General features: G+C 37.4%; 20 protein-coding genes. 6 read left to right on the forward strand and 14 right to left on the reverse strand.

Annotated elements, in window-relative coordinates; translation table 11 throughout:
• The first annotated feature begins 137 nt into the window (after positions 1-137).
• On the forward strand, positions 138-2,348 hold the full coding sequence (gene recQ, locus FEE95_RS20035; RefSeq protein ID WP_138659812.1) for a DNA helicase RecQ: 2,211 nt from the start codon (positions 138-140) through the stop codon (positions 2,346-2,348).
• Positions 2,349-2,414: 66 nt separating this feature from the next.
• Here the strand turns inward: recQ and FEE95_RS20040 are convergent, their stop codons facing one another.
• Positions 2,415-3,488 (reverse strand): trypsin-like peptidase domain-containing protein, encoded by a 1,074-nt coding sequence (locus FEE95_RS20040; RefSeq protein ID WP_138659813.1) that lies wholly within the window; start codon positions 3,486-3,488, stop codon positions 2,415-2,417.
• A 28-nt stretch (positions 3,489-3,516) separates the two neighbouring features.
• Positions 3,517-4,680, reverse strand: a complete 1,164-nt coding sequence (locus tag FEE95_RS20045) for a YbjN domain-containing protein (protein WP_138659814.1) — start codon at positions 4,678-4,680, stop codon at positions 3,517-3,519.
• Positions 4,681-5,004: 324 nt separating this feature from the next.
• Between FEE95_RS20045 and FEE95_RS20050 the strand changes: the two genes are divergently transcribed.
• Complete coding sequence (locus tag FEE95_RS20050; RefSeq protein WP_238474633.1) at positions 5,005-5,487, forward strand: fasciclin domain-containing protein; 483 nt, start codon at positions 5,005-5,007, stop codon at positions 5,485-5,487.
• 70 nt (positions 5,488-5,557) lie between these two features.
• Here FEE95_RS20050 and FEE95_RS20055 read toward each other — a convergent pair whose 3' ends face one another.
• From FEE95_RS20055 to FEE95_RS20110, 12 genes are all read right to left on the reverse strand, one after another.
• Complete coding sequence (locus FEE95_RS20055; RefSeq protein ID WP_138659816.1) at positions 5,558-6,883, reverse strand: carboxypeptidase-like regulatory domain-containing protein; 1,326 nt, start codon at positions 6,881-6,883, stop codon at positions 5,558-5,560.
• Positions 6,884-6,985: 102 nt separating this feature from the next.
• Complete coding sequence (locus tag FEE95_RS20060; protein WP_138659817.1) at positions 6,986-7,624, reverse strand: M23 family metallopeptidase; 639 nt, start codon at positions 7,622-7,624, stop codon at positions 6,986-6,988.
• A 116-nt stretch (positions 7,625-7,740) separates the two neighbouring features.
• The gene (locus FEE95_RS20065) at positions 7,741-8,280 is read right to left on the reverse strand and encodes a lipocalin-like domain-containing protein (RefSeq protein WP_138659818.1); all 540 of its coding nucleotides are present in this window, start codon (positions 8,278-8,280) and stop codon (positions 7,741-7,743) included.
• 62 nt (positions 8,281-8,342) lie between these two features.
• Positions 8,343-9,449, reverse strand: coding sequence for a helix-turn-helix domain-containing protein (locus tag FEE95_RS20070; RefSeq protein ID WP_138659819.1), 1,107 nt, complete (start codon positions 9,447-9,449; stop codon positions 8,343-8,345).
• An 81-nt stretch (positions 9,450-9,530) separates the two neighbouring features.
• Positions 9,531-10,265 (reverse strand): 23S rRNA pseudouridine(2604) synthase RluF, encoded by a 735-nt coding sequence (rluF, locus tag FEE95_RS20075; RefSeq protein WP_138659820.1) that lies wholly within the window; start codon positions 10,263-10,265, stop codon positions 9,531-9,533.
• 3 nt (positions 10,266-10,268) lie between these two features.
• Positions 10,269-11,840 (reverse strand): sodium:solute symporter, encoded by a 1,572-nt coding sequence (locus FEE95_RS20080; RefSeq protein WP_138659821.1) that lies wholly within the window; start codon positions 11,838-11,840, stop codon positions 10,269-10,271.
• Between the two features lie 18 nt (positions 11,841-11,858).
• Positions 11,859-14,855, reverse strand: a complete 2,997-nt coding sequence (locus tag FEE95_RS20085) for a glycoside hydrolase family 2 TIM barrel-domain containing protein (RefSeq protein ID WP_138659822.1) — start codon at positions 14,853-14,855, stop codon at positions 11,859-11,861.
• Between the two features lie 175 nt (positions 14,856-15,030).
• Positions 15,031-16,248: a DUF3999 family protein gene (locus tag FEE95_RS20090; RefSeq protein WP_171037097.1), complete on the reverse strand. Its 1,218-nt coding sequence runs from the start codon at positions 16,246-16,248 to the stop codon at positions 15,031-15,033.
• Entirely contained in the window at positions 16,238-18,616 is a 2,379-nt protein-coding gene (locus tag FEE95_RS20095) for a DUF2339 domain-containing protein (protein ID WP_138659824.1), read from the reverse strand. The genes FEE95_RS20090 and FEE95_RS20095 overlap by 11 nt, the downstream gene beginning before the upstream one ends.
• Positions 18,617-18,695: 79 nt before the next feature.
• Positions 18,696-19,211, reverse strand: a complete 516-nt coding sequence (locus FEE95_RS20100; RefSeq protein WP_138659825.1) for an SRPBCC family protein — start codon at positions 19,209-19,211, stop codon at positions 18,696-18,698.
• A 104-nt stretch (positions 19,212-19,315) separates the two neighbouring features.
• Positions 19,316-20,455, reverse strand: coding sequence for a serine hydrolase (locus FEE95_RS20105; RefSeq protein ID WP_138659826.1), 1,140 nt, complete (start codon positions 20,453-20,455; stop codon positions 19,316-19,318).
• A gap of 9 nt (positions 20,456-20,464) precedes the next feature.
• Positions 20,465-20,707: a hypothetical protein gene (locus FEE95_RS20110; RefSeq protein ID WP_138659827.1), complete on the reverse strand. Its 243-nt coding sequence runs from the start codon at positions 20,705-20,707 to the stop codon at positions 20,465-20,467.
• A 119-nt stretch (positions 20,708-20,826) separates the two neighbouring features.
• On the opposite strand from FEE95_RS20110, the gene FEE95_RS20115 reads away from it, so the two are divergent.
• The 4 genes from FEE95_RS20115 (at position 20,827) to FEE95_RS20130 (ending at position 26,557) form a co-directional block, all read left to right on the forward strand.
• Positions 20,827-21,714, forward strand: a complete 888-nt coding sequence (locus FEE95_RS20115; protein ID WP_138659828.1) for a peptidylprolyl isomerase — start codon at positions 20,827-20,829, stop codon at positions 21,712-21,714.
• Entirely contained in the window at positions 21,698-23,146 is a 1,449-nt protein-coding gene (locus FEE95_RS20120) for a peptidylprolyl isomerase (protein ID WP_238474622.1), read from the forward strand. Before FEE95_RS20115 ends, FEE95_RS20120 begins: the two co-directional genes overlap by 17 nt.
• A gap of 10 nt (positions 23,147-23,156) precedes the next feature.
• Complete coding sequence (locus FEE95_RS20125; protein ID WP_138659829.1) at positions 23,157-24,110, forward strand: AAA family ATPase; 954 nt, start codon at positions 23,157-23,159, stop codon at positions 24,108-24,110.
• Positions 24,111-24,283: 173 nt separating this feature from the next.
• Complete coding sequence (locus FEE95_RS20130; protein ID WP_138659830.1) at positions 24,284-26,557, forward strand: aconitate hydratase; 2,274 nt, start codon at positions 24,284-24,286, stop codon at positions 26,555-26,557.
• Positions 26,558-26,619: the final 62 nt, after the last annotated feature.

A 26,619-nucleotide genomic window follows, 5' to 3' on the forward strand; every position in this document is an offset into this window, starting at 1 on the left:
ATTTACGTAAAGTTAAGTATATCAAAACCTTTTAGATAAAACTAAGTTAATTCTATAGAGTGGCGATTTAAAAGCTTAGAAATCCGTATCTTACAGGAACTACCGTATAGATATCTATCGATGATAATTCGTATTGAATGAAAAATAAAGGTTTAGTTTTGAGTGAACTAGATTTACATGCTTCCTTAAAAAAACATTTCGGATTTTCCGAATTCAAGGGTCTTCAAGAACAAGTAGTTAAACACATAGTTCAAGGTAATAATACCTTCGTAATTATGCCGACGGGCGGTGGAAAATCGCTTTGTTATCAACTGCCTGCTTTGATGCAAGAAGGTACTGCAATCATAGTTTCCCCGCTTATTGCTTTGATGAAAAATCAAGTTGATGCTATTCGAGGTATTTCCTCAGAGCATGGTATTGCCCATGTTTTAAACTCCAGTTTGAACAAAACTGAGATTAAACAAGTGAAGGAGGATATTACCAACGGAATCACAAAATTACTATATGTAGCGCCTGAATCATTGACGAAGGCAGAATATGTGGACTTTTTGCAAGCACAAACCATATCATTTATGGCAGTTGACGAGGCACATTGTATTTCTGAATGGGGGCATGATTTTAGACCTGAGTATCGCAACTTGAAATCAATTGCCAATCGCTTAGGAGACAATATTCCAATTATTGGCTTGACAGCCACGGCTACTCCCAAGGTACAAGAGGATATAATAAAGAATTTAGGTATAACGGGTGCAAAAGTGTTCAAAGCCTCTTTCAACCGCCCAAACCTGTATTATGAAGTACGAACTAAAACGGAAAATGTTGATAGTGATATTATCCGTTTTGTAAAGCAGAATTCAGGGAAATCGGGAATTATATATTGTTTGAGTAGAAAACGTGTCCAAGAACTTGCACAGGTTTTACAGGTGAATGGAGTAAGTGCAGTTCCTTATCACGCAGGATTTGATGCCAAGACCCGCTCGAAATATCAAGATATGTTCTTGATGGAGGATGTTGACGTGGTTGTAGCAACGATAGCCTTCGGAATGGGTATCGACAAGCCCGATGTGCGTTTTGTGATACATCATGATATTCCAAAGAGTATAGAAAGTTATTATCAAGAGACTGGTAGGGCTGGAAGAGATGGGGGAGAAGGACATTGTTTAGCTTTCTATTCGTATAAGGATATTGAGAAGCTTGAGAAGTTTATGTCCGGTAAACCTGTTGCAGAACAAGAAATCGGAAATGCGCTATTACAGGAAGTAGTCGCTTACGCAGAAACCTCAATGTCACGTCGCAAATTCATGTTGCATTATTTCGGTGAGGAATTTGATGAGGTAAATGGGGAAGGTGCGGATATGGATGACAACACTCGAAATCCGAAAGAGAAGCACGAAGCTCAAGATGATGTTGTAAAGTTGTTAAAAGTGGTGCAAGGTACGGTCGAAAAATTCAAATCAAAGGAAATCGTACATGCACTGCGTGGAAAAACGAATGCGCTCATTGCTTCACATAAAACCAATGAAAAGGAATTTTTTGGAATAGGTTCCGATAGAGATAAAAGCTACTGGATGGCCTTAATACGTCAGGTCTTGGTTGCGGGACTCCTGAAAAAAGAAATCGAACAATATGGAATTTTGAGAATGACAGATCACGGAAGGGACTTTCTAAGTAAACCTGTTTCCTTTATGATGACTTCAGACCATGTGTACACCAAGGAAGCAACAGATGCTATTGTTAGTGCTTCCAAAGGGGGAGTTGCGGATGAAAAACTATTGAAGCAACTGAAGGACCTGAGAAAGGCTCAGTCTAAAAAAATGGATGTTCCGCCTTATGTTGTATTTCAAGACCCTTCACTTGAAGATATGGCGATGAAGTATCCCATTTCGATGGAAGAGCTCCTAAATATTCATGGAGTAGGAGAGGGAAAAGCGAAGAAATACGGTAAGCCTTTTGTAGAGCTGATTAAAGGATATGTAGAAGAATATGATATTTTACGTCCTGATGATTTGGTGGTAAAGAGTACCGGTGCTAATTCTGCATTGAAGTTATATATCATTCAGAACGTAGATAGAAAGTTGCCTTTAAATGATATTGCTTCTGCCAAGGGACTTGAAATTCCTGAACTGATAAAAGCAATGGAACAGATTGTTTTTAGTGGTACAAAATTGAATTTAGGCTACTGGATAGATGAAATTCTCGACGAAGACCAACAAGAAGAAATACACGAATATTTCTTAGAAGCCGAAACTGATAAGTTAGAAACTGCGATGGAAGAATTTGATGGCGATTATGAAGATGAAGAATTACGATTGTATCGACTAAAGTTTTTTAGTGAGGTTGCTAACTAATAAGTATATACTTCAGATAAAAAGCCCTGTCAATTGACAGGGCTTTTTTTTTATTCCATTTTTTGCTTAAGCTTCTTCCTTAGCCTCAATGGCCATTTCGCAACCATATTCATCCATAAAGAAGTTATCCAAGTCATCCGCTTTTAGCGCTAGGTTTTTCAGATCTTGCTTTATGGTTTCCGCATGATCGGTAAAAATGTCTGATAAATGCGCACGGTAAGATATGTAAATCTTGTTATCGCTAATGCCCAGAGAATAAGGGGAGACATGGTCCTGCAATAAGTACTCCGTCAATTCCTTCAAATTTTGCTTTGGAAGATTATTCATAGGCGACGTTGCTACCAAATAATCCCTTTTGAAAACAAAAATTCGCACTAGGGCACTTCCTTGGTGAAACTCCCAAAAATCCCTGCCCGCTCTTCCAAGAACTGGATTCATTCCCAATTCTGTCAAAGACTCCTCCACAAATTTTGCGAAGTGACTTTTTTCAAACTCCTCCCAAATGGATATATCCATATCATTTCCACAGTTGTTACAAAACTCTGTCTGTTCCTCAGTATAACCATCGCAAGAATTGCATTTTACTCTGTAAGCTTGATCTGAAAAAGAGAAATCATTAATCTCTTTTAGCAAATCTAAATGCTTAATACCGAAGCCAACATTATCTGCTTCTGTGAACTTCGAAGTGGTTACGCCAATTATGTTTCCTACTTCGTTCAACATTGGCCCTCCTGAGTTACCTGGGTTTACCGCGGCATCCGTTTGAATATAATGTCTCGGTCCCATGGGTTGACTTGTAGATGATATAATACCTTCAGTAACGGTATAAGGCATTCCAAATGGATATCCATGTATATAAGCCTTTTGAGTATTTGAAATACCTACATTTTCATCCAAAGTTATGGCCGTTTCTGTGTTTTCAAACCCTTCGATATGCAAGAAGGCCAAATCTACTTCAGGGTTTACCATGACCACATCGGCTACGAAACGGTCTTTTTTGTAATCTTCTACAGCAACGGTTTTCGCTCCTGCTACTACATGATAGTTGGTGATTACGTGATTTTTTCCAGCCACAACGAATCCGGTTCCGGTTCCTGAAGCAGTTATTATTTTAAATACTGATTTTCTAATATTTTCCATGATGTTTTTTCTACGTTGTTAATACTGATTATCCAAAAAGTTTAGCGAATAAACCTTTTTTTCCACTAGCTGCTGTTGTACTTCCATTTAAGAAACTGCGGTAAGTTTCTAATAATTTTGGAGCTGCAACTTGTGGTTCGAGTCCTGATACTTTTTCCAAAACATCATAGATTGCATTTTTGTGTACTTCTTCAACATTGTAGTTATACAAGGTGTACAGAAAGTTATATTGAAGAAAATAACACAATGAGAAATTATCTCCATCATTTACATATCGATTGACCGTAGCTTCCAATCTCTTGAAGTCATCTTGTAAAATTTGAACAGAACTTCTCCATTTTAAAGAAATAAAAGCATCGGCATGGTAAATATCTTTCATAAAGTCTTCTTTAGACTTTTCGCAAAGTTGGGTCATAAAGTTTGTACCCTTGTCAATGCGATGTTGAAAGTCTATCTGATTATTGAAAAGGTTATAAACATATTCCTGAAGTTTTGTACGCAAGGTTCCATGCACATAGGGCATGTTTACTATTTTAAGAAGCGAGATTACAATAATATCCCATTGAAATGCATCCCATCTTTTTTCTTTAAAAAATGCGCTATAGTCCTTATATTCAGTTAATACAGTGCTGATTTGTTGCCAAACCTGGTCAATTTCTTCACCCGCTAGTGGTTGGGTATTTGTTTCCTTATAAAAATCTGCTTTATATTTTTCTACGAATTCATCATCATAATCATCCGCATAAACACAAATTTCTCGCAATACATCATAAACTTTGTAAGGCTGACACAAGGATATCGGAGCCTCGTATTCAAACCAAAGGGTATCTTCTTTTAAATGAATTTGTGCGAGGGTCAGTGGATTGAAATTCACCTCTGCTATCTTGCGGTACAAAGCGACTTTATTTGTTGTATCAGTTGCTCTTAGGAAAGGAGCGTTCACTGAAAAGGTCGTTTCTGAAATATTAACCTGTATTTCTGCAGAGCCTTGACCACGAACCAAATTTATTTCGCTACTGGTATCTTTTCCTTTTAAAAGTTCTGGGTTAATATAGTTAATGGTTTCAATTAACGATGTTCTGTAGTTTTTGGCATCGTAAGCGTCCATGGCTTTATCCCAATGGGAAACTTCCGTACGGGGCTCATCAATACCTTGAATAGGTCTTTGAAATTTTGGTAATACGTTTTTCATTTGGTTGAATTTAAAAGGAGTGATTGAAATTGTTTATTTACAACGGGTAAACCATTAATTTATTTTTTGATTTTAAACTCCTGGATTAATGTCTATTGAACTTGACACAAATTTCAGTGGAAAAAGAGATTTCCTTTAACCTGATTTTGGTGAAATCTGTACCCCTGAAAAAAGGGAGAGCATCAAACATTAACTTTGTTTAACAAAATTTATAAAACTTTAAACAAAAATTAAGATTACAGCGTTCAGCAATCGCATAGATTTGTCTGAATTTAAAAACAAACAGTTATGAAAATGATTAAAATTACCTTAGTATCTGCCTTGATGTTATTCACGGCAAGTTCATTTGCACAGTCCGAAAACATTGTTGGTGTGGCCGCTGGAAACGATAATTTTTCGACCCTGGTTACGGCCGTAAAGACGGCTGGTTTAGTAGAGACCTTGAGTTCTGAGGGTCCTTTCACAGTATTTGCACCAACTAACGATGCTTTTGCAAAGCTACCTGACGGCACAGTGTCAAGTTTGCTGCTGCCGACTAGCAAAGCTGATTTAACAGGCATATTGACCTATCACGTTGTTGCGGGAAAATTTGAGGCGGCCGCGGTAATCGACGCAATCAATGCAAATAACGGTATGTTCAAAGTTAAAACGGTTCAAGGAGATGAAATCGGACTTTCTTTGAAGGATGGAAAAGTTGTACTAACAGATGCAAAAGGCGGAATGTCAACGGTAATAATTGCAGATGTTGCTGCAAGCAATGGTGTTATTCATGCAATTGATTCAGTAGTAATGCCCTCTTCCAAGTAGAGATTAGTTCCCTAAAAAGAAAAACCGCTGTCTGATGAGATAGCGGTTTTTTAATATGCAATAAATAATATCAATCGGCAGATGTTCCACCAGTATTTTTGGACCTTCTTAACTGACGCTGTATTTTTTTGATAGCCGATTCGATAGACTTTTCAGGTTCAATAATATTATACTCACCCCAAAAATCTGGATCAGCAAAACCTAAGGCCTCATCATTTAGAATAATTGATGATTTCATTCTATCTCTGACCTTTGGTAGTTGACTGGTCATGTTTTTTTCCCAATCCGTTACCGCCATTTCACAGGCCATACTGTAGACGGAGTTAAATAACTTTTTATCCCAATTCACTTTAAATTCTAGCAATACGTTACTGTAGCCATAATACCATCTTCCATTTTTTTCACGATAATCGACACGGTAGGCCACCTCACTTGGCCATACTTTGGCATTTCTAGGCTTTTTTCGAACGAATAACTTGGAGGCCTTTTCCTTATCCGTAATGTTTAGTGAATAAATAGCGCTAGTAAGAATTTTGTTTTCGGCGTCAATATAAAGTTTACCCCTATACAACGGTTCAATAATATCTTCATGTTGTTTAAAATTCACAATGAATATCAATTTATCATTAACTCGTGTAGAACGATCAAAACTGAAAGCGTAGTAATCCAATGTCTCTTCGGTGAAAATATATTCCGGATACTTCATTAAATCCACAAATAGTGCGTTGAAAGGCCCACCTTGTAATTTTAAAGCAACCGTGTCTAACTTGCTGTAATCGGTACTTTTTCTGGCCTTATACAATTCCACAGCATCTCTGCGGTCGGATGTATAAGGTGTTTTGTATATGTTGACTACTGCTTCAGAAAGCGATACATTTTTTCGCCTCTTCTTGATTGTCTCCCGATAAAACGCGGTCATTAAAGTTGGATCCTCGAAGTAATTCTGACCTTTTTTCTGTAGAGTTTCCTGTACCAACGTTTTTGCATCCTTAGGAATGCTCAAATCAACACCTGAAAGCTCCATTACAGAGATATCCATTAAGATTTCATTTTTTCCCTCAGAAAGATTTGAGAGTGGAATCATTCTGGTTTTGTAACCTAAAAAAGAAACTACCACTTTGCCTGAATCAGCCCCTTCCGGAACTTTCAAGGTAAATTGACCTTCCGTATTGGTGATTGTACTTATATTGGATTCAGCAATCGATAGTGTGGCAAAAACTAGAGGTTTTTTGCTGTCGGAATCTAAAACTTCACCTTTGTATTGAGCGAAGGAAACAGTTTCTTCCTGATCTTGATAATAGGCGGAAGCGCTTTGTATTCCCGATACCCCTATGAACAAAGCTAACAATAGCATTGTTATAAAGGATTTTTTGGATAAACTTGATTTTTTTTGCATCGTCATTCTATTTTTATAGATGTAACAATTCTTACACGATAAGATACTGTTCTCTAAGTTACTAATTTGTGGTTATATAAATTGTTAAAATAAGTATTATTGTTAATAGCGAAGGGCTTTATATGATTTGCCTTGTTGCAAACTAAACTCATTTTTTTCCGTATTACTAAAGGTTGTAGGAAAGGATGTATATGGATATTCCCATGAACCTGATTTGGTTGCTACAAAATGCAAATGAGGAAAACCAGCGAGTCCCGTATTGCCACTATACCCTACCAATTGACCTTTTTTTAAATACGCCCCAACATTTACTGCTGCCCCATCATACGTTAGGTGCATGTATTGCAGGTAGGTACCATCGGCATGCTGCACTACTACCTTGTTATTCGGAAAACCTCCATCATACCCGGATTCTTCAATGAAAACAACTTCACCGGCTCTTGATGCTGTAATTGGTGTTCCGATCCTCATGATAAAGTCAATTGCAAACTGATCAGGTTCGCCTTCACTATGATATGAACCAGAACAATGTGATAAGCTAATTGAATAGGTCTTTCCTACCGGATAGGGAAGAACATATTCCGAGCTTTCCCAGTTGTCATATGGAGTATTTTCGCAACTAACTGAATTTTGTTCTTCTACTATCTCTGTAGCCACCTTTGGAACTTCCTTTAAGCAGCTACAGTAAACCAGAAAAAGCAATAATGGTGCTCTCCTCAAAATCTTAATCTCGTTCTTCATAAAATTACTTTTTTGGAATAGGTTTAAATCTATTATGTTCGACTAGCTTTAGTGTCTCTCCTTAAAAACATTTACACATTTTTACGGTTATTTTTTAGGTTTTTTTAAAAGCAGTTTCATTGACTTTCAATTTTTTCAAATAGGAAATTTGTTTTCCAAACCCCAGACCATTTTGGCTTTTCCCCGTTAGGATATGTTTCGTCATACATCATAAGCGACAATTGGTTCTCGCTAAGACTATATGTATAGAATTGTTTTCCACCAGCGAAACCCGGCACTTTCGCCAGATTGGCGGTTGTTACAAGTATAGAATCTGTTTGGGAATAGCTACCAGAATTAAAAACGATTGACCTAAAACCACTTTTTATTTCTTCATCGGTTGGATTTGACAAATTATAGAACGGCTTTCGTTTTTCCTCCGTAGGGGACCATATGATAGAATAGCGCTCAGGCGTAATTAAAAATAATCCCAATTGAGGTTTCTTTAAATAAAATGTGGTGTCAACTGAAACCCAGCGAACTTCTGTGAGATTCCAAGACCCTTCTAAAGTGTTTTTAGTATGGCCTTTAGAACTACATGAGTGAAAAAATAAAATCAAGGTGGTTAGTGAAAAAACTAATACCCATTTTGACGAAAAAATTTTTAATAGCTTCATGAAACTAATGTAAAGGAATGTGGGAAAGACGGTGTATCAGCTTACAAACCTTTACAGTTTTGTCAAGATGCTGCGACTTGTTTTACATATTCTGAGGGATTGTAATCAGTGAATTTTTTGAAGGCTTTGTAGAATGATGCTCTATTATTGAAACCAACATCATAGGCGATTTGAGTGGTGGTTAATCCATTCTTTTCGTTGTTCATTAACAGGTTCTTAGCATCTTTTATGCGATATCGATTTATAAAATCGAAAAACGAAAGATTAAAATGTTCATTTATAATTTGTGATGTATGATTTCTTGACAAGTTCATTAGTCGAGAAACATCATCAAGGCGCAGTTCATGGTTGAGATACGGTTTTTCACGCTGCATGATATCCAAAAGCTTTCCCTTCATTTCTAGTGATAGTGCTGGGGATAGTCCAGTTTTTTGATACTTTATAAAAGGAATGATTTCTTTAAAGGATTTTCCCTCAAAGACTTGGGGTTGCACAAATCCGAAGAAAGAGAGCATTCCAATAAAAAAGACGATAGCCATATCTACCAAATAGTCATACGATGCATCCATAAGCTGAAACCGTACTAAGAAAATATATAGGGCAAAGGCAAAGGTAAATCCGAAATAAGAGCCAACAAACCATCGTAGCCATCGATTTTCCCTAAAGCCCAGACGTCTATTATACCCAAATTTGAAGTAGGTATAAAAAGCGTAAAAGAACATTAATCCAATAACCAACCAAATGGCATACGATGGAAATATGGCATACTCCCAAGTTTTTCCCATACGGACTATGTTCAATTTATCATTAGCTCCTTTCAAATAGAAGGGTGCAAGTGAGACAGTTATTACCGAAGGTGGTATTAGAAAGAATACATCTGAAAGTTTGAACTTAGTCCCCGTTAGAATATTTCGAACGTAAATAAAAACTAGAGGACCATAAATTAGCCATAATGGGAAATGGGTAAGATCGATATGAATAAATTCCTCAGTATACAGCCAACCTGACCAACGCATACAGTTATTGAACATTTCAAAAGCAAACAACAAGGTATAGAGGGAAAGAATATAATTGGCAAACCGATTCCCCTTCTTTTTTACAAGGAAAAGAATTGAAAGAAGAACCCCAAGAAATACAAAAAATAGAAATAGAATAACAACCTTAGACATATGATATCTTATTTATTTTAAAGATACCGTTTACTAATTTCCAAGTTGTCTCTTTATATAGGGATACATTATTTTCGGCAATTAACCTTGATTCGTTTTTGAAGAATCAGAAACCAAGCGTTGAATCTCTGATAATTCCTCTGAGGTCAAATCGCGCCATTTTCCTAAAGGCATATCCAATTTCACGTTCATAATACGAACACGTCTTAGTTTCTTTACACGATAGTCCAGAAACTCACACATGCGACGAATTTGCCTATTCAAACCTTGTGTTAATATAATTTTGAATTGGTATTTACTGATTTCTTCAACTTCACATTTGCGTGTCACGGTATCAAGTATTGGAACGCCATTTCTCATCTTTTTCAAAAAATCGGCCGTAATCGGTTTGTCCACCGTAACAATATATTCTTTTTCATGGCCATTTCGAGCCCGCAATATCTTGTTCACGATGTCTCCATCATTGGTTAAAAAGATAAGTCCCTCACTTGGTTTATCTAATCTACCGATAGGGAAAATGCGTTTGGGGTAGTTGATAAAGTCTATGATGTTATCTTTTTCAACGCGTGTATCCGTTGTGCAAACAATGCCGATAGGTTTATTAAAGGCTAGGTAAACAGGCATTTCCTCAGATTTAGAGACGGGTTCTCCATCTACACGAACATCGTCTCCTTCGACGATTTTAGTTCCCATTTCTGGGACTTTTCCATTGATGGTTACTCTACCTTGCTCAATTAACTTGTCTGCAGCCCTGCGCGAACAATAGCCTACTTCGCTGAGGTATTTATTGATTCGGGTTTGTTTGGGTTCGTTCATATTCTACCACAACCAGATTAAGATGTAGGTGATAACAACTACTAAAACTACAATATGATAGATGTAATTTTTGTACCAGGGCACATTTTCGAAACCGTCCATCAAAAGTTCTTTGCGATAAGTGAGTAGCTTCATTTTTTCTGCATCGGGAGCCGGAGTCATTAAACTCACAACTACAAAAATAACGGTCGAAAGTAGAATCATCAATCCAACATTAATTGTGTAATGTAAATGCCACATATCGAATTGCTCTAAAACGAATAATCCTATTCCTGCTAGAGTTCCTAGTACTAATGTCCAAAATGCACCATCCCCATTTCCTCTTTTAAAGAAAACACCCACTAGAAATATTACGGCTACTGGTGGTACGATTATGGAGAACATTTGTTGTAGGTAATCCCAAAGGCCTGTAAAGTTTTGAATTTGTGGAGCCCAAAGTGCCGCGATGACCATAAAGACTAATGTGCTAATCCGACCATATTTTACGATGTCTTTTTCAGTAACATCTTTTTTGACAGGTTTTATAAAATCAATTACCAAAAGTGTAGAAGAGGAGTTTAAGGCGGAATCAACACTTGACATTATTGCCGAAATAACACCAGCCAAAACAAGGCCTATCAATCCGACCGGAAGTACCTTAGTCACTAAGGTTGGAAAAACTTGGTCACCATTAGCTATGTCTGGGAATAAACTGATGGCCATTGCTCCTGGAATTACCATGATGAATAGCGGAATAATTTTTAAAAACCCAGCAAAGATTACCCCCCATCGAGCTTGCTGTATATCTTTAGCACCCAAGACGCGCTGAAAGATATATTGGTTTGTTGACCAATACCAAAAGCCCAAAAAGGGAACTCCCATTAGCAAACCTGGCCAAGGCAAACCTTCATCATCTAAAGGTTGTACTACGGAAAAGTGTCCTTCTGGAGCCGCAGCGACAACACGAGCCCAATCGTAATCTAACTTGCCGAAGAGAATCCATGTAATGATACTACACCCTACGATTAATATGACTGCTTGAATCGCATCGGTATAAACAACAGCTTTCAATCCACCACCAGCGGTATAAATACCAGCTATTACAGCCAAGACCAGCGAAGTTTGCCACATAACTAAATCTGGAAAAAACGTTTGTAATACCAAACTGCCTGCATATAAAGCTCCAGCAGTTTCTATCATTATGGTGCTGAAAATAGTAATGATAGAGAAAAACTTTTGTGACCTTCTATCAAATCGTAATTGTAAAAATTCAGGAATAGTTGTGATTTTACTTCTTAAATAAAGGGGAATAAAAATTAGTGCCGCTATGATTAGGGGAAGACCAGACATCCATTCATAGACTGAATTTACGATTCCTGTGGTATATGCTGCACCCGCTAAACCTACGATTGTAGATCCTGAAATGTTCGATGCAAACAAAGATAACCCTATGATTCCCCAGCCGAAAGTCCTTCCTCCTAAAAAGAGGTCTTCACCAGTTTTAGTTTTTCTGGAAATCCAAAGTCCGATGAATAATACGATAAGGAAATAGGAGATAACAATGCCAATATCAATGTTCGAGATGGTACTTTCCATGGGGCTGTTTGTTTGAGTTTAGTCGATTTCGATAAATATAGTGAAAGAATAGTTCTTGGCTTCAACACGATATTTTTCAAGGGGTTCAGAGAGCCATGAGTCAATTCCACCAAGTCCCATATGTTTGTGGTCGATACAAAGGTAAATACCTCTGCCTTTCGTCAGTTCATAACTACGCCCTCTATCCCTTTCAGTTCGATTCAATTGTTTAGGACTATACTCTAATGCACTGAAAGCAAAAGACTTGTCCGAGCTAATTTTCAATTTAGCTCTGTTTTCGCTTATTAGTTCCATCCATTTACAATCTTGTTTCGCACCATTTTCCTGATTGGAAATATAGGGCACATACTGCTCAGAAACCTTTGCTTCATAGTTGTCAATATGGGCCGCATATTTTCTATCCGGATAGTTTTCAAAAGGACCTCGGCCATACCATTTCAAGTTTGTGAGGGCATCATCAAGTTTCATATATAACCCAAATCTCGGTAAGAGGGGAAGTGGGTTTACTATTTTTAGTTCAGCTGATATAGACAATGTTGCTTTGTTGACCAAACGATACGTCAAATGGACTTCGGCATCCTTTTCTGCCAAATTCAAAATTGCGGTAACACTGTTAAGATTTCCCTCCAAAGAAGTTAATTCTACATTCTGCTGAGCATTTTTCCAGAAAGCTAATTTTTTCGGCATCTCCCAACCAAAATCATTATCTATAGGTGGTCTCCAAAAATTTGGAACTACGGGTTCCAAAAGGAATTCTTTTTCTTTTGAAACCAGAGAATAGAGTAAACCTGTTTTGACGTCAATCTGGGCCATTAACTCATCATCTGTCAAAACCCAGTAGCTTTTCGATTTTGAAATACAGTTTTTACTTTTGTACTTATCGATTTTAACATTGATTTCTCCATGAGCAATTTTGAATTGTTCTCCTGCTATGGCATGCCCTTTTTCTGCCCATTCTTCAGCTTTATCTGAAACAATAGAAATATTTAGAAAATGGTCAAGTTGTTTATCTAAATCGGATAGGGAGTAGGGGAGCACTAGTATTTCTTCAGAATCTGGTTTGGTATTTAATTGCAATTTTCCCTGCTGGTTTAAACCTATTTCTGTAGAAATAGTCCATTCTAAATGATAACCTTGCAATGAAGTAAATAACCATTCATTTTTAATTTTCAAATTTCCCTTGCTTCCCTCTTCCAAGCTTAATTTAACTGGAGCATATAGCTTCTTGACTTCTTCTAGGGCTGGTTTCGGAGTTCTGTCGGGCCAAAGCAATCCGTTGATACAGAAGTTTCCATCGCTGGGAATATCTGCAGAACCAAAGTCTCCTCCGAAAGCCCAAAATTCTTTCCTGTCTTTTTGAGTCACCAATCCTTGGTCCATCCAATCCCAAATAAAACCACCTTGCAGACAATCGTATTTATTGATGAGGTCCCAATATTCTTTGAGGTTGCCATTGCTGTTGCCCATAGCATGTGAATATTCACACATGATAAAAGGTCGGTCACCTCTGTTTTTCGCATAATCTTCCACATGTTCTGGAGTCGGGTACATGGGACAAACAATATCCGTATTCGCTTCCTCCATCGATTGCTCATATTGAATAGGGCGCGAAGTATCTTGTTTTTTCAACCAATCATAAGCGACTTCAAAATTGATTCCATTTCCGGCTTCATTCCCCAATGACCAAATAATAATTGAACAATGATTTTTGCTGCGGTGGTACATTCTTTTTATGCGGTCTAAATGTGCCTCTTGCCAATCTTTGTCTTTTGCCAGACTTTCTTCTTCATAGCCCATACCATGACTTTCGATATTGGCTTCGTCGACCATGTAAAGTCCATATTCATCACAGAGCCTATACCATTCTGGGTGGTTGGGGTAATGACTATTTCGAACCGCATTGATGTTGAATTTCTTCATCAATAGGATATCTTCAACCATACTCTCTGTTGTAATCACATGCCCATTTCGTTCAGCATGTTCGTGCCGATTGACCCCTTTCAGAGTCAACGGTTTTCCATTAATGCAAAGCTGATTTTTTTGGATTTCAATTGTTCTAAAACCAATTTTATTTTCAATTTTGTCTAAGGATACGGTACTATCAATAAGCTCTATGGATAAACCATACAGGTTTGGGTGTTCTCCGCTCCAAGGTTTTATTTGAGGAAGCAATTGTTCGAAATGAACATCTAATTCAGCATTAGTTGCACAGTTAAAAGGACCTTTAGAAGTAACTAGTATATTTCCGGAAGCATCTGTTATTTTAATCAATATTTCACCCTGTGCGGCTTTCGAAGACGTATTTCGAATCTTTATGTTCAAGCTGAGCTTTCCATCTTTATAATCGTTTTCTAAAGTTGCAATCGAATGATGGTCAACGATATGAACTCTATTTCTTGCAACAAGATATACCTCGCGCTCGATGCCGCTTAATCTCCAAAAATCTTGACATTCCAAGTAACTGCCGTCACACCACCGGAAGGCTTGAATGGTAATTTCAATCTCAGTTTTGGCATATTTCGTCACATCAAAAACAACTTCCGTTTTACTGTCTTGATTGTATCCAATGAATTCCCCATTAATCCAGAAATAGGCTGCTGACTTAATTGCGCCTACAACTAAATAAACTTGCTTGTTTTCCCAATTCTTAGGAATCGTTACTTTCCGTTTATATATTCCTGTAGGATTGTCTTCTGGTATCAACGGTGGATTCTTCTCAAACGGATATCGGTCATTCACATAAATAGGAATTCCATATCCATTAAGTTCCCAATTCGCTGGGACTTGAATTGTATCCCAACCGGAAGTATCAAAACCGAGTTTTTCAAAATTTTCAGGTTGCTTCTTTTTGTTTACCGTCCAGAAGAAATTCCAATTCCCGTCAAGGGAAATACTATTATATTCACTAGGTTTTTGATGCCGAAATGAAGCAGGATTTTCTAGGCCAATGTTAAAAACAGATGGGTCCGTAATCCAGTCGTAGGTCGGTTTCGGTAGGGGTTGATTTTTCTTCATTCTTAAAAAAGCACAGGTCTAAGTATGCTAATTTAAGATTTTAATGACTAGACTCTTCCCAATAGGTTTTTTTTAGCCCTTTTTTGTTTGTAATAGCCGACCACTACCAAGGAAAGTGGAAAAAAGAGAATTATTAAAATCCATTTAAGGAGATTTAAAATAAGTCTTATCGCAATCATTTCTTTTGCATCATTTTAAAGGTGAAACCGCCCAAAACCAATATTATGAGCCCCATTACTAACCAAAGCCAAAGTTTATTTTCAAATAGAGGCGCCGTAGTCTGAATTTCCTTCTTAGGAATATTTTGAACTTCTCCTAAAGATAATGATGAAAGCACGACGGGAATTTTAGCAGCAGCATGTGAAATGTCATATTGTGGTTTTCTATCGCTTGTCTTTCCGTAGGCTAAATAATAGGTGGCGGGTTTTGAGAAACGGGCATGAAGTTCATGAACATATGCTTTTGCTGATGCACTTTTTATTGTTAATGGTTGGTTATCATTATTGTCTATGGTAACCCGAAATTTTTGAGCTATGGAAGTTGGGAAGGTGAACTCATTTTTTTCAATGCTATTTAATGTACCATAATATATCTCGCGATAACTGTATCGCCAACCTTTTTCTGTTTGAACACTATCAGCTAAATATTCAATAGTGAAGTTTCGATAGAAATCAATTTCATCTGAAACATCAATTTTAAGATAACTTACCGGTAGCCGTTTTTTTAAATCTAGATTTAAAATTGTTTGCTTGTTTTTATCGTTGACATTTACATTAGCAACGGCATCTTCGCGAAACTTATCTTTAGATTTTACGTCAACAATAATTCTAGTAGTCGATAATTTTGGCTTTTCTTGTGTTTTGACCAAAATTCTATAATATCGGAACTTTGCATCCGGAAAGTTTAAATAGCTATACTTATAATTAGTTTGCTCGTTTTGAATCGATAAAATTCTGTGGTCGTTTAGAATAGTAAACCATTCGTTTTGATTCTGGCTTCCCTCTAAAACAACCTTCCAATCGAAATTTTTGTTTTCAAAGTCCAGACGTATGAGATTGATGGCTTCTTTTGTTGGTACTTCGTAGGTGAAATAATATCCTTTTGCGTTTGAAGTTTTGTTCAATACTTTAAAATCAATGGCTTTGCTATAAAAATCTCCAAAACCTACTTTCATTAGATATGGACTTTCCAAAGTATCATTTTCGGTAATGCCATAAATACGTAAGTCATTCATATTCTGAGATACTTTCTCAAAAACGGTATCTGGTAATTCTATTTTATGCCATTGGTCCTCAATGCCCAATAGCTCCATTTTATGTTCATAGGTATTCAATTGTGCGAACGCGAATACGACATGCAGACATCCGAAGAAAAAAAGAAGTTTAGTCTTCATGCTCATCTGAGATTTTATTTTTGTATTTGTTGTACAGGAACGAAATGACTAGAAGTAGTATTCCCAGAGAAACAAATACAATGGTCTTGGTTATTGTATTCATTAAGGCGATGTCATAAAAGAATAGTTTAAGAAGCGTAATTCCGAAAAGTACAATGCCACCGATGCGTAGGTAACTTTTAGTCTTAAAAATTCCTACGACAATTAAAAACAGAGAATAAACTCCCCATAAAATACTTAGACCTAATTTATAGTTTTGGTCAGACCCTGAGAGGTCCATCCAATTGAGTAGTTCGCTGCTTAAAATCCATAGAATCGAAACGTGCATGATTATTTCAAAAGGAACTTTAAAGTTTATCTTCATAAAATCAGCTTGCGATAATTTGTGAAGTGCAAAAAGAAATAGAGCAAAGAATCCAAAAGCGACATAGCGAATACCTACACCGAATGAATTGGCGCCGTGGTATTGCGAAAGATCTTCGTTCAAGAAACCTTGGCGTAATTCACTTAAGATGTATAGACCTGATGTTAAGAAAATTAAGGTAACGATTAGGCTAAGAACCAGGGTTACAATTCCGAAAACACGATTCCTTATCCTTTTGACGTTTATAAAGGCTAGTGCCGAAATAAAAAATAGCGTGTAATTCTGAAGCCAGATACTTCCGAAATCTTTAAGGTCATAATTGTATTCCGAATAGGTAAAGTTGTTCTGACCGACTACTTCGACCTCTGAATTGTAGAAAAGTTTATCCCAGTAGTATTCAATTTCAAGATAAAAGGATCCATAGATGGCCAGAAGAAACAAAATAGGAATACCGAAGGACATCACCGTAGCCATCAAATTTCTCTTTTCAACTTCAGCTACGCTATTCGTTTTTTTATCAATAAAATTGATAAACCCAAAACAGGCTACAAATAGGAGAGAGCTTAAAAAAGTAATGTTTGCAATAGAAGTGAAATGATCTTCTTTGATGTAAGCCCCATACGAATTGCTCCAATCTTGAAGCAAACTGAAAAATGCTAAAACCATTAAAGGATAGGACAAATACTCGTATATCGCAGCATTTTTCGTGCGACCAATCCAGAAAAGTAAGGCGGCCTCAAGTGCCCATAAAAGTGTGACCCAATTTCCATCTAGCTGTACTGGTATTGCTATGGTAATAAAAACCAAAACTAAGCCAGAAACCAAATAGAAAAGATTTCGGTCTGCCAATTTTTTACGGAATAAGATTGTACTCACAACAAAATGTATAAAGGCGTTGCATAGCGTAAATACACCTAATAGTTCCTTACCAAGTTCATGATTATTTAGTAGGCCGTAACCCAATCCGTAGAAAATAAAGGAGTTCAAAAGCAGCATTGCCACGTCAGATTTCCTGAAATTTTCATTGGCCTTAAGTTTGTACGCTAAGAAGATACCATAGAACAGGGCAAAAAATATGCAGATAAAAACCAAGGCAATAGTAAAATGCTTTGTTGTTTCATAGGAGAAAGCGTAAAAAGATCCAAAGATTAGCCAGGTAAATATAAAAGCTGAATAGTAAAGCGGTTTCCAATACTTCCTAAATGCGATAACCAAAATTCCAATATTGATAATAGCTACATAACTAAAAAGAGTAATTGCGCTTCCTGAATCGTTACTTAATAGAAAAGGTATGGCGTAGGCCCCAACAAGTCCAATATGGGCGATTATTTGCTTGTTGTATTTTAAGGCAGCTACGACCCCAAAAACTGTAAATACGACCATTAAACCAAATGCCATAAGTTGTGGGAAGAGGTCATAAAAACTATATCCAGAGAAAGTGATAAAATAGAGTATTGTTAGAGCACCACTTACGAGAACGGCACTATAGTTCTCATATTTCGCCTTTAGTTTTATACCAAAGCCTAGGAGTCCTAAACCTGACAAATAACCTAAAACAATACGCGTCAATGGACTTATTAAGTTGTTTTCAATGGAGTACTTAGCACCAATTACTACACCGATGATTAGTATGGCAATACCGACTTTATTGATTAGATTTTCACCAATAAATTTTTCCCAGCTTGACTTGCTTTTTGGTCTTTGAAAACCTGAATGAGTGGATTTTTGAATAGGTTGTGGCGCGAGTATTGGCTCTTGAAGCTCGTCTTTTTTAATCGCTTCAACTTTGTTATCCAAGGGAATAAAATCTTCAATAGACCCTGCTATTTCCTCATCTTTACTTTCCGTTTTTTCTTTGGAAGTAAGGGGTTCTGAACCAAGCTTTTTGACTTCCTCAATTTCTCTGTAAAGAGCCTTTAACTCTTTTGCAAACCCATCTTGTTTATTTAAAAGCGCTTCAAGCTTTTCATTGAGTTTTTCGATGCGGTCATGTTGGTCGGCCATTTGAAGTGGTTTGGTAGATGCATCCTTAAAGGGATTACATTTTAATTAACGGCAAAGCGGCATTTTTATTGATTGTAAATCACATATTCACAAACTGATACCCGGCAAGTGGAATATCCCTCAAATCAAATTCGGTTTCATTAAGAAGAACGCCGTGTTCCAAATAGGCTTTTAAATTAGCCAACCAAAACGTCCAGCCATTACTGCAGCCGTGGTGAATGTCGAGCATGCTTTTTTCATCTGTCGGAATATCGTATTGTTTCAAAGTAACTAGTACCGCTGTTCCTTGGTCTTCTAAAGTGACCGAGACTTTGCTAGGGTCAGCGAACAAAATTTCTATAAAATTGCTTCCATTGGCTTGAAGAACAGTTCCTTTTTCTTGACCATCCCAATTATGCCATTCCCATATATAAGAATCTCCAGCTTGAATATGCTCCCTGGAATTCCGCACTTGATTGCTTTCATTTGTGTATACTGCTTTCCGAAGAAACCAAGAAGAAATTCCTTCTGTTGTAGCCCAGCACCAGTATAGTTTTTCGAGGGAAGCTTTGACATAGATTTTTTTGGTAAAAGAATCAAAACTTAGCTTTTCCATGATGAATTATTTTTTACTCGATAATCGAGATTTAAAATGCTCAGACGCTTGCGTCGAAATCAATGTTAATTTTCCTTTTAATGCCTCGTGGGCTTGCCCCGAGGTTATTTACGGTTTAGTTCGTAGTTGTACAATTCTCTACCCAGCTCTGCCAAAAAAGGAAAGCCTATTTCATCGTATTCATAATCATTGTCATTAAAAATAGCATTTTTATTAACCATAATTGTAGCTGTTAACAGGAATTCAATATTGTTCTTTGTATCTTGAATATAGGCACAGTCAGTAAGTGTTCCATAGGCATCGCCCACTTTATTATATATTTTTATATGCTCCGGAATATTCTCCTTTAAGTCGCCGTACATAAAAAATTTACAATAACCGTCATAGTAGGTTTCGGCATCATAACCCGTATTTTTTGGAAGTGTACGCATTGCGGTATGAACGAAGTCGAGCTGATCTGGTGAAAGATGTATTTTTTCCTCTGATTGAAATTTCTCAGGAAACATAACTGTTTTAAGAACTTGATGTTGCGTTTCAATGGGGTAGTAATTCTTTAAACTAAAATCGAAGGGTTCTCGCACAAGGGAATCTCCATCCATATACCCCAAACCTTTTTGGATGTCTGTTAGTGTCAGTGATTTCGCAGAAGTGTTTATTGTATTTGGTAGAGTAGTAGTTGTACTATCATTTTGATATACAATTAAGGGTCGGGTCGTGATTTCATCCGAATCGGGAGTAGAAACCCGATGCGAAATGCGAACTGGTCCAAACGGAATTTGGGTTAACTCACTATTGATATAATTCTGCCCTAAAAACTCAAAGAGGCGATTGTAAGATTGGTTATCGCTTACTGCAAAAATCTTTTCGATTTCCCGCGCAAATGTGCTTTCAACGGTATCTCCTTCCACATAGAACTTGGTATTCCGGTCTAGGCCATCCATACTTCCCAATTTAGACAAGGTCAATAAGGCTATGGGAAATTTCACCGTACTCGCAGGATAAAAATATCTCGAGGAGTCAACTTGAAAATCATAATCCTTGAATGAGATTCCGCCATTTTTTCTGTCAATTTGAGAGAATTTAATTTGAACAGCATATTGGTGCACACTATCCATAACTCTTTTGATATTGGGATTTTGAGAAGCCAAAACAGTTTCAAGCGGACCTCTAATATCAACTTTTTCTTGACTATCACAAGAAATTAGTAGAGCGAGTAGGGTTATTGTAATGTATCTTGTAAACATGGTTTTCTCTTATTGTTCTTCGTAAACTTCGCCTCGATGCGGTTTTAAAGCATCACGAAGCACAATCATATTTGATTCTTCTGTTACCATAAATGCATAACTATGTACATCGTTAATATGTTGAAATCCGGTAATATTTAAGTCCAGTTCTTCAATGGCAATGTATTCTTTGAGGTGTTTTTCATGATGTTCTGCGGTCTTAGCAGCCGCTGGGCCCCTAAAATCCCAAATGAGTTTTATTTTTCGGTTCATGAATTGGTTTTACTGGTGTAGAGTAACGAATTTAGCAAATTCCAGATAAGCATTATAAAAATCTGTTAATCATTCTAACAACTACTTGTAAGGCAGGTGATAATTGTTATTTTTGCGGGATGTTTTTAAAGAAACGGAAAACACTAACCCTCGGTTTAACCACCATTCTTGCTTTACTCATTTTGAGTTCATGCGGTTCTTTTCTCAAGGACGCAGATGAAAATGCGCCCATAGCTAGAGTTGGTGAAAACTATTTGTACAAAGAAGATATCGCTCCTTTGTTATATGATGGTATGACAAAAGGTGATAGTACCACAATTGTCACAAATTTCATTAATAATTGGGCTTCAAAGCAGTTGTTACTTTCAAAAGCTAAAATTAACCTTCCAGAAGAGAAACTAGCTGAATTCGACGAACTTGTTTCAAACTACCAAACTGATTTGTATACCCGTGCTTATAAGGATGCGCTCGTTCAACAGGCTGCGGATTCTATGGTCACTGATACACAGCTAAAGCGTTTTTATGAGAAAGAAAAAGAGAATTTCAGACTTCAAGAGCGTATCGTTAAAATTCGATTTGTGCAATTGCCCAAAAGATTTTTGAACAAGGATGAAGTAGAAAAGAGATTGAAAAGTTTCCGAAAGAAAGATGTAGCGTATTTGGATTCTATTGGTGTTCAGTTTAAGAAGTTGAATTTTAACGATTCTATTTGGGTGAGTGCTTCGAGGGTCATATCTGAAATACCTCCCTTAACCCCTGAAAATCAGAGTAAATACTTAAAAAAATCCCAATTTTTTGAATTGGAGGATGCATTAGGGGTATATTTGGCAAAGGTAACAGGGGTACTTCAGATCAATGATGTTGCTCCTTTGTCTTTTATAGAACCAACCATAAAGCAAGTATTAATAAACCGACGAAAACTAAATTACATACGGCAGTTAGAAACCGAAGTAATTGATGAAGCAATTAAAGAGAATGAATTTGAAGTTTATGGACAAGAAAATTAGAATTATTACAGGTTTATTTTTTATGGGAATTTTGGTTTCAGGGTTTGCTCAAACAGATTCTATCCAAGTACCAGACACGAATTTGGAGCTGCCCAGTATAGCAGAGAATACTTCCGTTAAGAAGGACTCGACAAACGGTTTCAAGAGAGTTAAGTTAGACGGAATTGCCGCTGTAATAGGCGACTACGTTATATTAGACTCGGATATTGACAAGACCTTGATAGATCTAAGAAATCAAGGAGCTTCAACTGAGGATGTAACCCGCTGCGGACTTCTTGGTAAACTTATGGAAGACCGTTTGTACGCTCACCAAGCCGTTCAAGATAGTATTTTAGTTTCTGATGATGAGGTTAATCTAACCGGGGATCGCCAATTACAATCGCTTGTACAGCAGATTGGTTCAATGGCGAAAGTTTTGAAATATTATAAAAAGGATAATGAAGCGGATTTTCGTGAGGAGCTTTACAAAATTAACAAGCTTCGAATGCTTTCTGAAAAAATGCAGCAGAAGATTGTTTCCGATATAGAAATAACGCCTGAAGAAGTTCGACAATTTTATAATAAGATTCCAGAGAGTGAACGTCCAGTGATAGGTGCAGAAATGGAAATCGCCCAGATTGTCAAGGAACCAGAGCCGTCAGAAGATGAGATTCAAAAGGTAATTGATAAATTAAATAGTATAAAGGCTGATATTGAGGATAATGATGCGAGTTTTAACGTTAAGGCAATTTTGTATTCTCAAGGCCCTTCAAAATCTAAAGGAGGAGCTATTCCTAGTGTAACCAAAGAATCTAGTTATGTTACTGAATTTAAAGATGTGGCCTTTAGTTTACAGGAAGGGGAAGTTTCTGAGCCCTTTGAAACTCAGTTTGGATGGCATATTATGATTGTGGAAAAAATTCGTGGGCAAGAAAGAGACGTACGTCATATTTTGCTTCAACCAGAGATTACACAATCGACATTGGATAAATTAAAAGTAGAATTGGATAGTATCCGTCAAAATGTAATGGATGGTAAATATACTTTCGAAGAAGCGGCATTAAACTTTTCAGACCAAAAAGAAACTAAGTTCGATGGTGGAAAACTAAGAAACCCACAAGATTTTGGTCCTCGATTTGAACTCACTAAAATGGATCCCGAGTTATACAATCAAGTTCGGAATTTGAAAGATGACGAAATTTCAATGCCGATTTTTGAGCAGGACCCTAGAGGGGGAGCGCCAAAATATAAGATAATGAAAATTACCAATCGCTATGACGAGCATGTGGCAGATTTCGCGCAAGACTATATTAAAATTCAACAACTTGCAAAAACCGAAAAGCAGTATAAGGCTATCAAAGAGTGGATGAACGAGCACATAGAGGATACCTATATTACAGTGAACGAAGCTAATCGCGAGTGTGAGTTCGCTAATAATTGGGTTAAAGAATAGAGATAAATCAATGTCAGACGTTACCGCCATAAATAACCTTGTTACCAAACATCAAAACCTAAAGAAAGAAATTGCCAAAATTATTATCGGGCAAGAAGAGGTAATTGACCAAATACTTCTCTCAATTTATACTGGAGGGCATTCTTTGTTAATCGGAGTACCAGGTTTGGCAAAAACCCTAATGGTAAATACTATTGCCCAGACCTTAGGGCTTGATTTTAAAAGAATTCAATTCACACCCGATTTGATGCCGAGTGATATTTTGGGCAGTGAGGTTTTAGACCAAAGCCGTAGCTTCAAATTTATCAAAGGACCTATTTTTTCAAACATTATTTTGGCGGATGAGATTAACCGTACCCCACCAAAAACGCAAGCTGCACTTTTAGAAGCCATGCAAGAAAGAGCGGTTACCATCGCTGGTCAGCAATACAAACTTGATTTACCATATTTCGTTTTGGCAACCCAAAACCCCATTGAGCAAGAAGGAACGTATCCGCTTCCTGAAGCCCAGTTGGATCGTTTTATGTTTGCTATTGAGTTGAAATACCCTTCTGTAGAAGAGGAAATGCAAGTAGTAAAAGCCACTACGAATGACGAAACCCCCGACGTAGATGTTTTATTCAATGATCGAGAAATACTTGAGATACAGCATTTAATACGTCGTATTCCTGTCCCTGATAATGTGGTGGAATATGCAGTGAATTTGGTAAGTAGTACAAGACCAAATTTAGAAACTGCTTCTGATTTTGTAAAACAATATATTGATTGGGGCGCAGGTCCGCGTGCTTCTCAAAACCTAGTTTTAGGAGCAAAGGCTCATGCAGCAATCAAAGGTAAGTTCTCTCCAGATATCGAAGATGTGAAAGCCGTTGCAATGGGAATCCTGAGACATCGTATCATAAAGAACTACAAAGCGGAGGCAGAAGGAATTTCCGAAGAAGATATTATCACCAGACTTTTATAATCTGCTTATTAGTAAGTAGTTGGTATTTTATTCAAAATATTGTCATTTCGGCAATTGGGAGGCATAGAAATGACCATTTGTTCAATGCGCCATTAATCCTTCTATAAAAATTTTATTCCCCCTTAGTATTTTCTTAATTTCGTAGAATTGCAATTAACTAAAATTCTCATCGAATGGCATTTGATATTGATATGATCAAAGGCGTTTACGCCAGAATGGCCGAAAGAGTTGATAAAGCTCGTGAAATTGTCGGCAAACCATTAACTCTATCTGAAAAGATTTTATATTCCCACCTTTGGGATGGGATTCCTTCTAAGGAATTTACCAGAGGGAAAGATTATGTAGATTTTGCACCAGATCGTATTGCATGTCAAGATGCTACCGCTCAAATGGCTTTATTGCAATTCATGCAAGCTGGGAAACCAAAAGTTGCAGTTCCAACCACAGTTCATTGTGACCACCTTATTCAGGCTAAAAGTGGTGCAGCTGCGGATTTAAAATCTGCAAACAACACAAGCGCTGAGGTTTTTAATTTTCTAGAATCTGTATCTAATAAATATGGTATCGGTTTTTGGAAGCCAGGAGCAGGAATTATTCACCAAGTAGTTCTTGAGAATTACGCTTTTCCGGGAGGGATGATGATTGGTACTGATTCACATACTGTAAACGCCGGCGGATTAGGAATGGTAGCCATTGGAGTAGGAGGGGCTGATGCCGTCGATGTTATGGCCGGAATGGCTTGGGAATTGAAATTCCCCAAATTAATTGGAGTCAGGCTATCAGGAACAATTTCTGGTTGGACGGCACCAAAAGATGTAATTTTAAAGGTTGCTGAAATTCTTACTGCAAAAGGAGGAACTGGTGCAATTGTTGAATATTTTGGCCCTGGTGCAAAAGCTTTGTCTTGTACAGGTAAAGGAACGATTTGTAATATGGGTGCAGAGATTGGTGCCACCACTTCAACTTTCGGCTATGATGAGTCTATGGAACGTTATTTACGTGCAACAGAAAGAGCGGATGTTGCTGATGCTGCTAACGCGGTAAAGGAATATTTGACTGCTGATGCTGAGGTTTATGAAAATCCAGAGCAATATTTTGACCAGCTTATTGATATTGACCTAACGGCCTTAAATCCATTATTGAATGGCCCATTTACACCGGATTTATCTACGGCGGTTGGTGATGCCATGACAGATAAAGCAACTAAAAATGATTGGCCTCTTCAAGTGGAATGGGGACTAATTGGCTCTTGTACAAACTCATCTTATGAAGATTTATCGCGTGCTTCATCCATAGCCCAACAAGCTATTGACAAAGGTGTAAAAATGAAAGCCGAACTGGGTATCAATCCTGGTTCTGAGCAAGTGCGTTTTACTGCTGAAAGAGATGGTATTTTGGATGTCTTTGAACAATTAGATGCTAAGATATTTACGAATGCTTGCGGGCCATGTATCGGACAATGGGCGAGATATAGTGATCCGAAGAATGCACCAAAAAATAGTATTGTGCATTCGTTTAATAGAAACTTTGCCAAACGTGCGGATGGAAATCCAAATACGCATGCCTTTGTAGCTTCTCCTGAGATAACTGCCGCAATAGCGATTGCTGGTCGTTTGGATTTCAATCCAATGACAGATAGCTTAATCAGCGAAAATGGAGAGGAAGTACGATTCGATGAACCAACAGGTTGGGAATTACCTCCAAAAGGTTTTGAAGTAGAAGATGCTGGTTTTTTAGCACCTGACGAAGACGGATCAGGGGTTGTGGTTAATGTTGCTGAGGATTCAGAACGTTTACAATTGTTAGAGCCCTTTGTTCCTATTGAAGATAATGAGCTGCAAGGTGCTAAATTATTGATTAAAGCCTTTGGAAAATGTACTACCGACCACATTTCAATGGCGGGACCTTGGTTGCGTTACAGAGGACATTTAGATAATATTTCAAATAACTGCTTAATTGGAGCTGTAAACGCTTACAATAAAAAGACAAATTTTGTAAAGAGTCAGATAACAGGGGATTATGGAGGAGTACCCGATACCCAACGTGCTTACAAAGCAGCTGGAATCAGAACTGTTGTTGTTGGCGACCATAATTATGGCGAAGGTTCTTCTCGTGAACATGCTGCAATGGAGCCTCGTCATTTAGGGGTTGCCGCAGTAATCGTAAAATCCTTCGCTCGTATTCACGAAACCAATTTGAAGAAGCAAGGAATGCTAGGTTTAACGTTTGCTAACGAAAGTGATTATGATTTGATTCAGGAAGACGATACCTTCAATTTTGTTGATATTGCTGATTTTGCGCCAGGAAAACCATTGACTATTGAAGTGGTTCATTCCGATGGAAGTAAGGACACCATTCTTGCAAACCATACGTATAACGAAGCACAAATAGGATGGTATAGAGAAGGTTCCGCTCTTAACGTAATCAAGCGAGAGAATGCCTCCTAGATTTAATTATTCAAATAGTTGAAAAAAACTCCCGATAATCTTCGGGAGTTTTTTAGTTTTGG

The sequence above is a fragment of the Maribacter algarum (ex Zhang et al. 2020) genome (assembly GCF_005885635.1).
GTDB lineage: Bacteria > Bacteroidota > Bacteroidia > Flavobacteriales > Flavobacteriaceae > Maribacter_C > Maribacter_C algarum.

Excerpts from the sequence above, each read along its gene's own strand:
- FEE95_RS20105 (WP_138659826.1), bottom strand. The coding sequence starts at position 20,455 with ATGTTTACAAGATACATTACAATAACCCTACTCGCTCTACTAATTTCT.
- FEE95_RS20095 (WP_138659824.1), bottom strand. The coding sequence starts at position 18,616 with ATGGCCGACCAACATGACCGCATCGAAAAACTCAATGAAAAGCTTGAA.
- FEE95_RS20090 (WP_171037097.1), bottom strand. The coding sequence starts at position 16,248 with ATGAAGACTAAACTTCTTTTTTTCTTCGGATGTCTGCATGTCGTATTC.
- FEE95_RS20040 (WP_138659813.1), bottom strand. The coding sequence starts at position 3,488 with ATGGAAAATATTAGAAAATCAGTATTTAAAATAATAACTGCTTCAGGA.
- recQ (WP_138659812.1), top strand. The coding sequence starts at position 138 with ATGAAAAATAAAGGTTTAGTTTTGAGTGAACTAGATTTACATGCTTCC.
- FEE95_RS20050 (WP_238474633.1), top strand. The coding sequence starts at position 5,005 with ATGTTATTCACGGCAAGTTCATTTGCACAGTCCGAAAACATTGTTGGT.
- FEE95_RS20110 (WP_138659827.1), bottom strand. The coding sequence starts at position 20,707 with ATGAACCGAAAAATAAAACTCATTTGGGATTTTAGGGGCCCAGCGGCT.
- rluF (WP_138659820.1), bottom strand. The coding sequence starts at position 10,265 with ATGAACGAACCCAAACAAACCCGAATCAATAAATACCTCAGCGAAGTA.
- FEE95_RS20045 (WP_138659814.1), bottom strand. The coding sequence starts at position 4,680 with ATGAAAAACGTATTACCAAAATTTCAAAGACCTATTCAAGGTATTGAT.
- FEE95_RS20080 (WP_138659821.1), bottom strand. The coding sequence starts at position 11,840 with ATGGAAAGTACCATCTCGAACATTGATATTGGCATTGTTATCTCCTAT.
- FEE95_RS20085 (WP_138659822.1), bottom strand. The coding sequence starts at position 14,855 with ATGAAGAAAAATCAACCCCTACCGAAACCGACCTACGACTGGATTACG.
- FEE95_RS20125 (WP_138659829.1), top strand. The coding sequence starts at position 23,157 with ATGTCAGACGTTACCGCCATAAATAACCTTGTTACCAAACATCAAAAC.
- FEE95_RS20060 (WP_138659817.1), bottom strand. The coding sequence starts at position 7,624 with ATGAAGAACGAGATTAAGATTTTGAGGAGAGCACCATTATTGCTTTTT.
- FEE95_RS20120 (WP_238474622.1), top strand. The coding sequence starts at position 21,698 with ATGGACAAGAAAATTAGAATTATTACAGGTTTATTTTTTATGGGAATT.
- FEE95_RS20115 (WP_138659828.1), top strand. The coding sequence starts at position 20,827 with ATGTTTTTAAAGAAACGGAAAACACTAACCCTCGGTTTAACCACCATT.
- FEE95_RS20055 (WP_138659816.1), bottom strand. The coding sequence starts at position 6,883 with ATGCAAAAAAAATCAAGTTTATCCAAAAAATCCTTTATAACAATGCTA.
- FEE95_RS20130 (WP_138659830.1), top strand. The coding sequence starts at position 24,284 with ATGGCATTTGATATTGATATGATCAAAGGCGTTTACGCCAGAATGGCC.
- FEE95_RS20065 (WP_138659818.1), bottom strand. The coding sequence starts at position 8,280 with ATGAAGCTATTAAAAATTTTTTCGTCAAAATGGGTATTAGTTTTTTCA.
- FEE95_RS20100 (WP_138659825.1), bottom strand. The coding sequence starts at position 19,211 with ATGGAAAAGCTAAGTTTTGATTCTTTTACCAAAAAAATCTATGTCAAA.
- FEE95_RS20070 (WP_138659819.1), bottom strand. The coding sequence starts at position 9,449 with ATGTCTAAGGTTGTTATTCTATTTCTATTTTTTGTATTTCTTGGGGTT.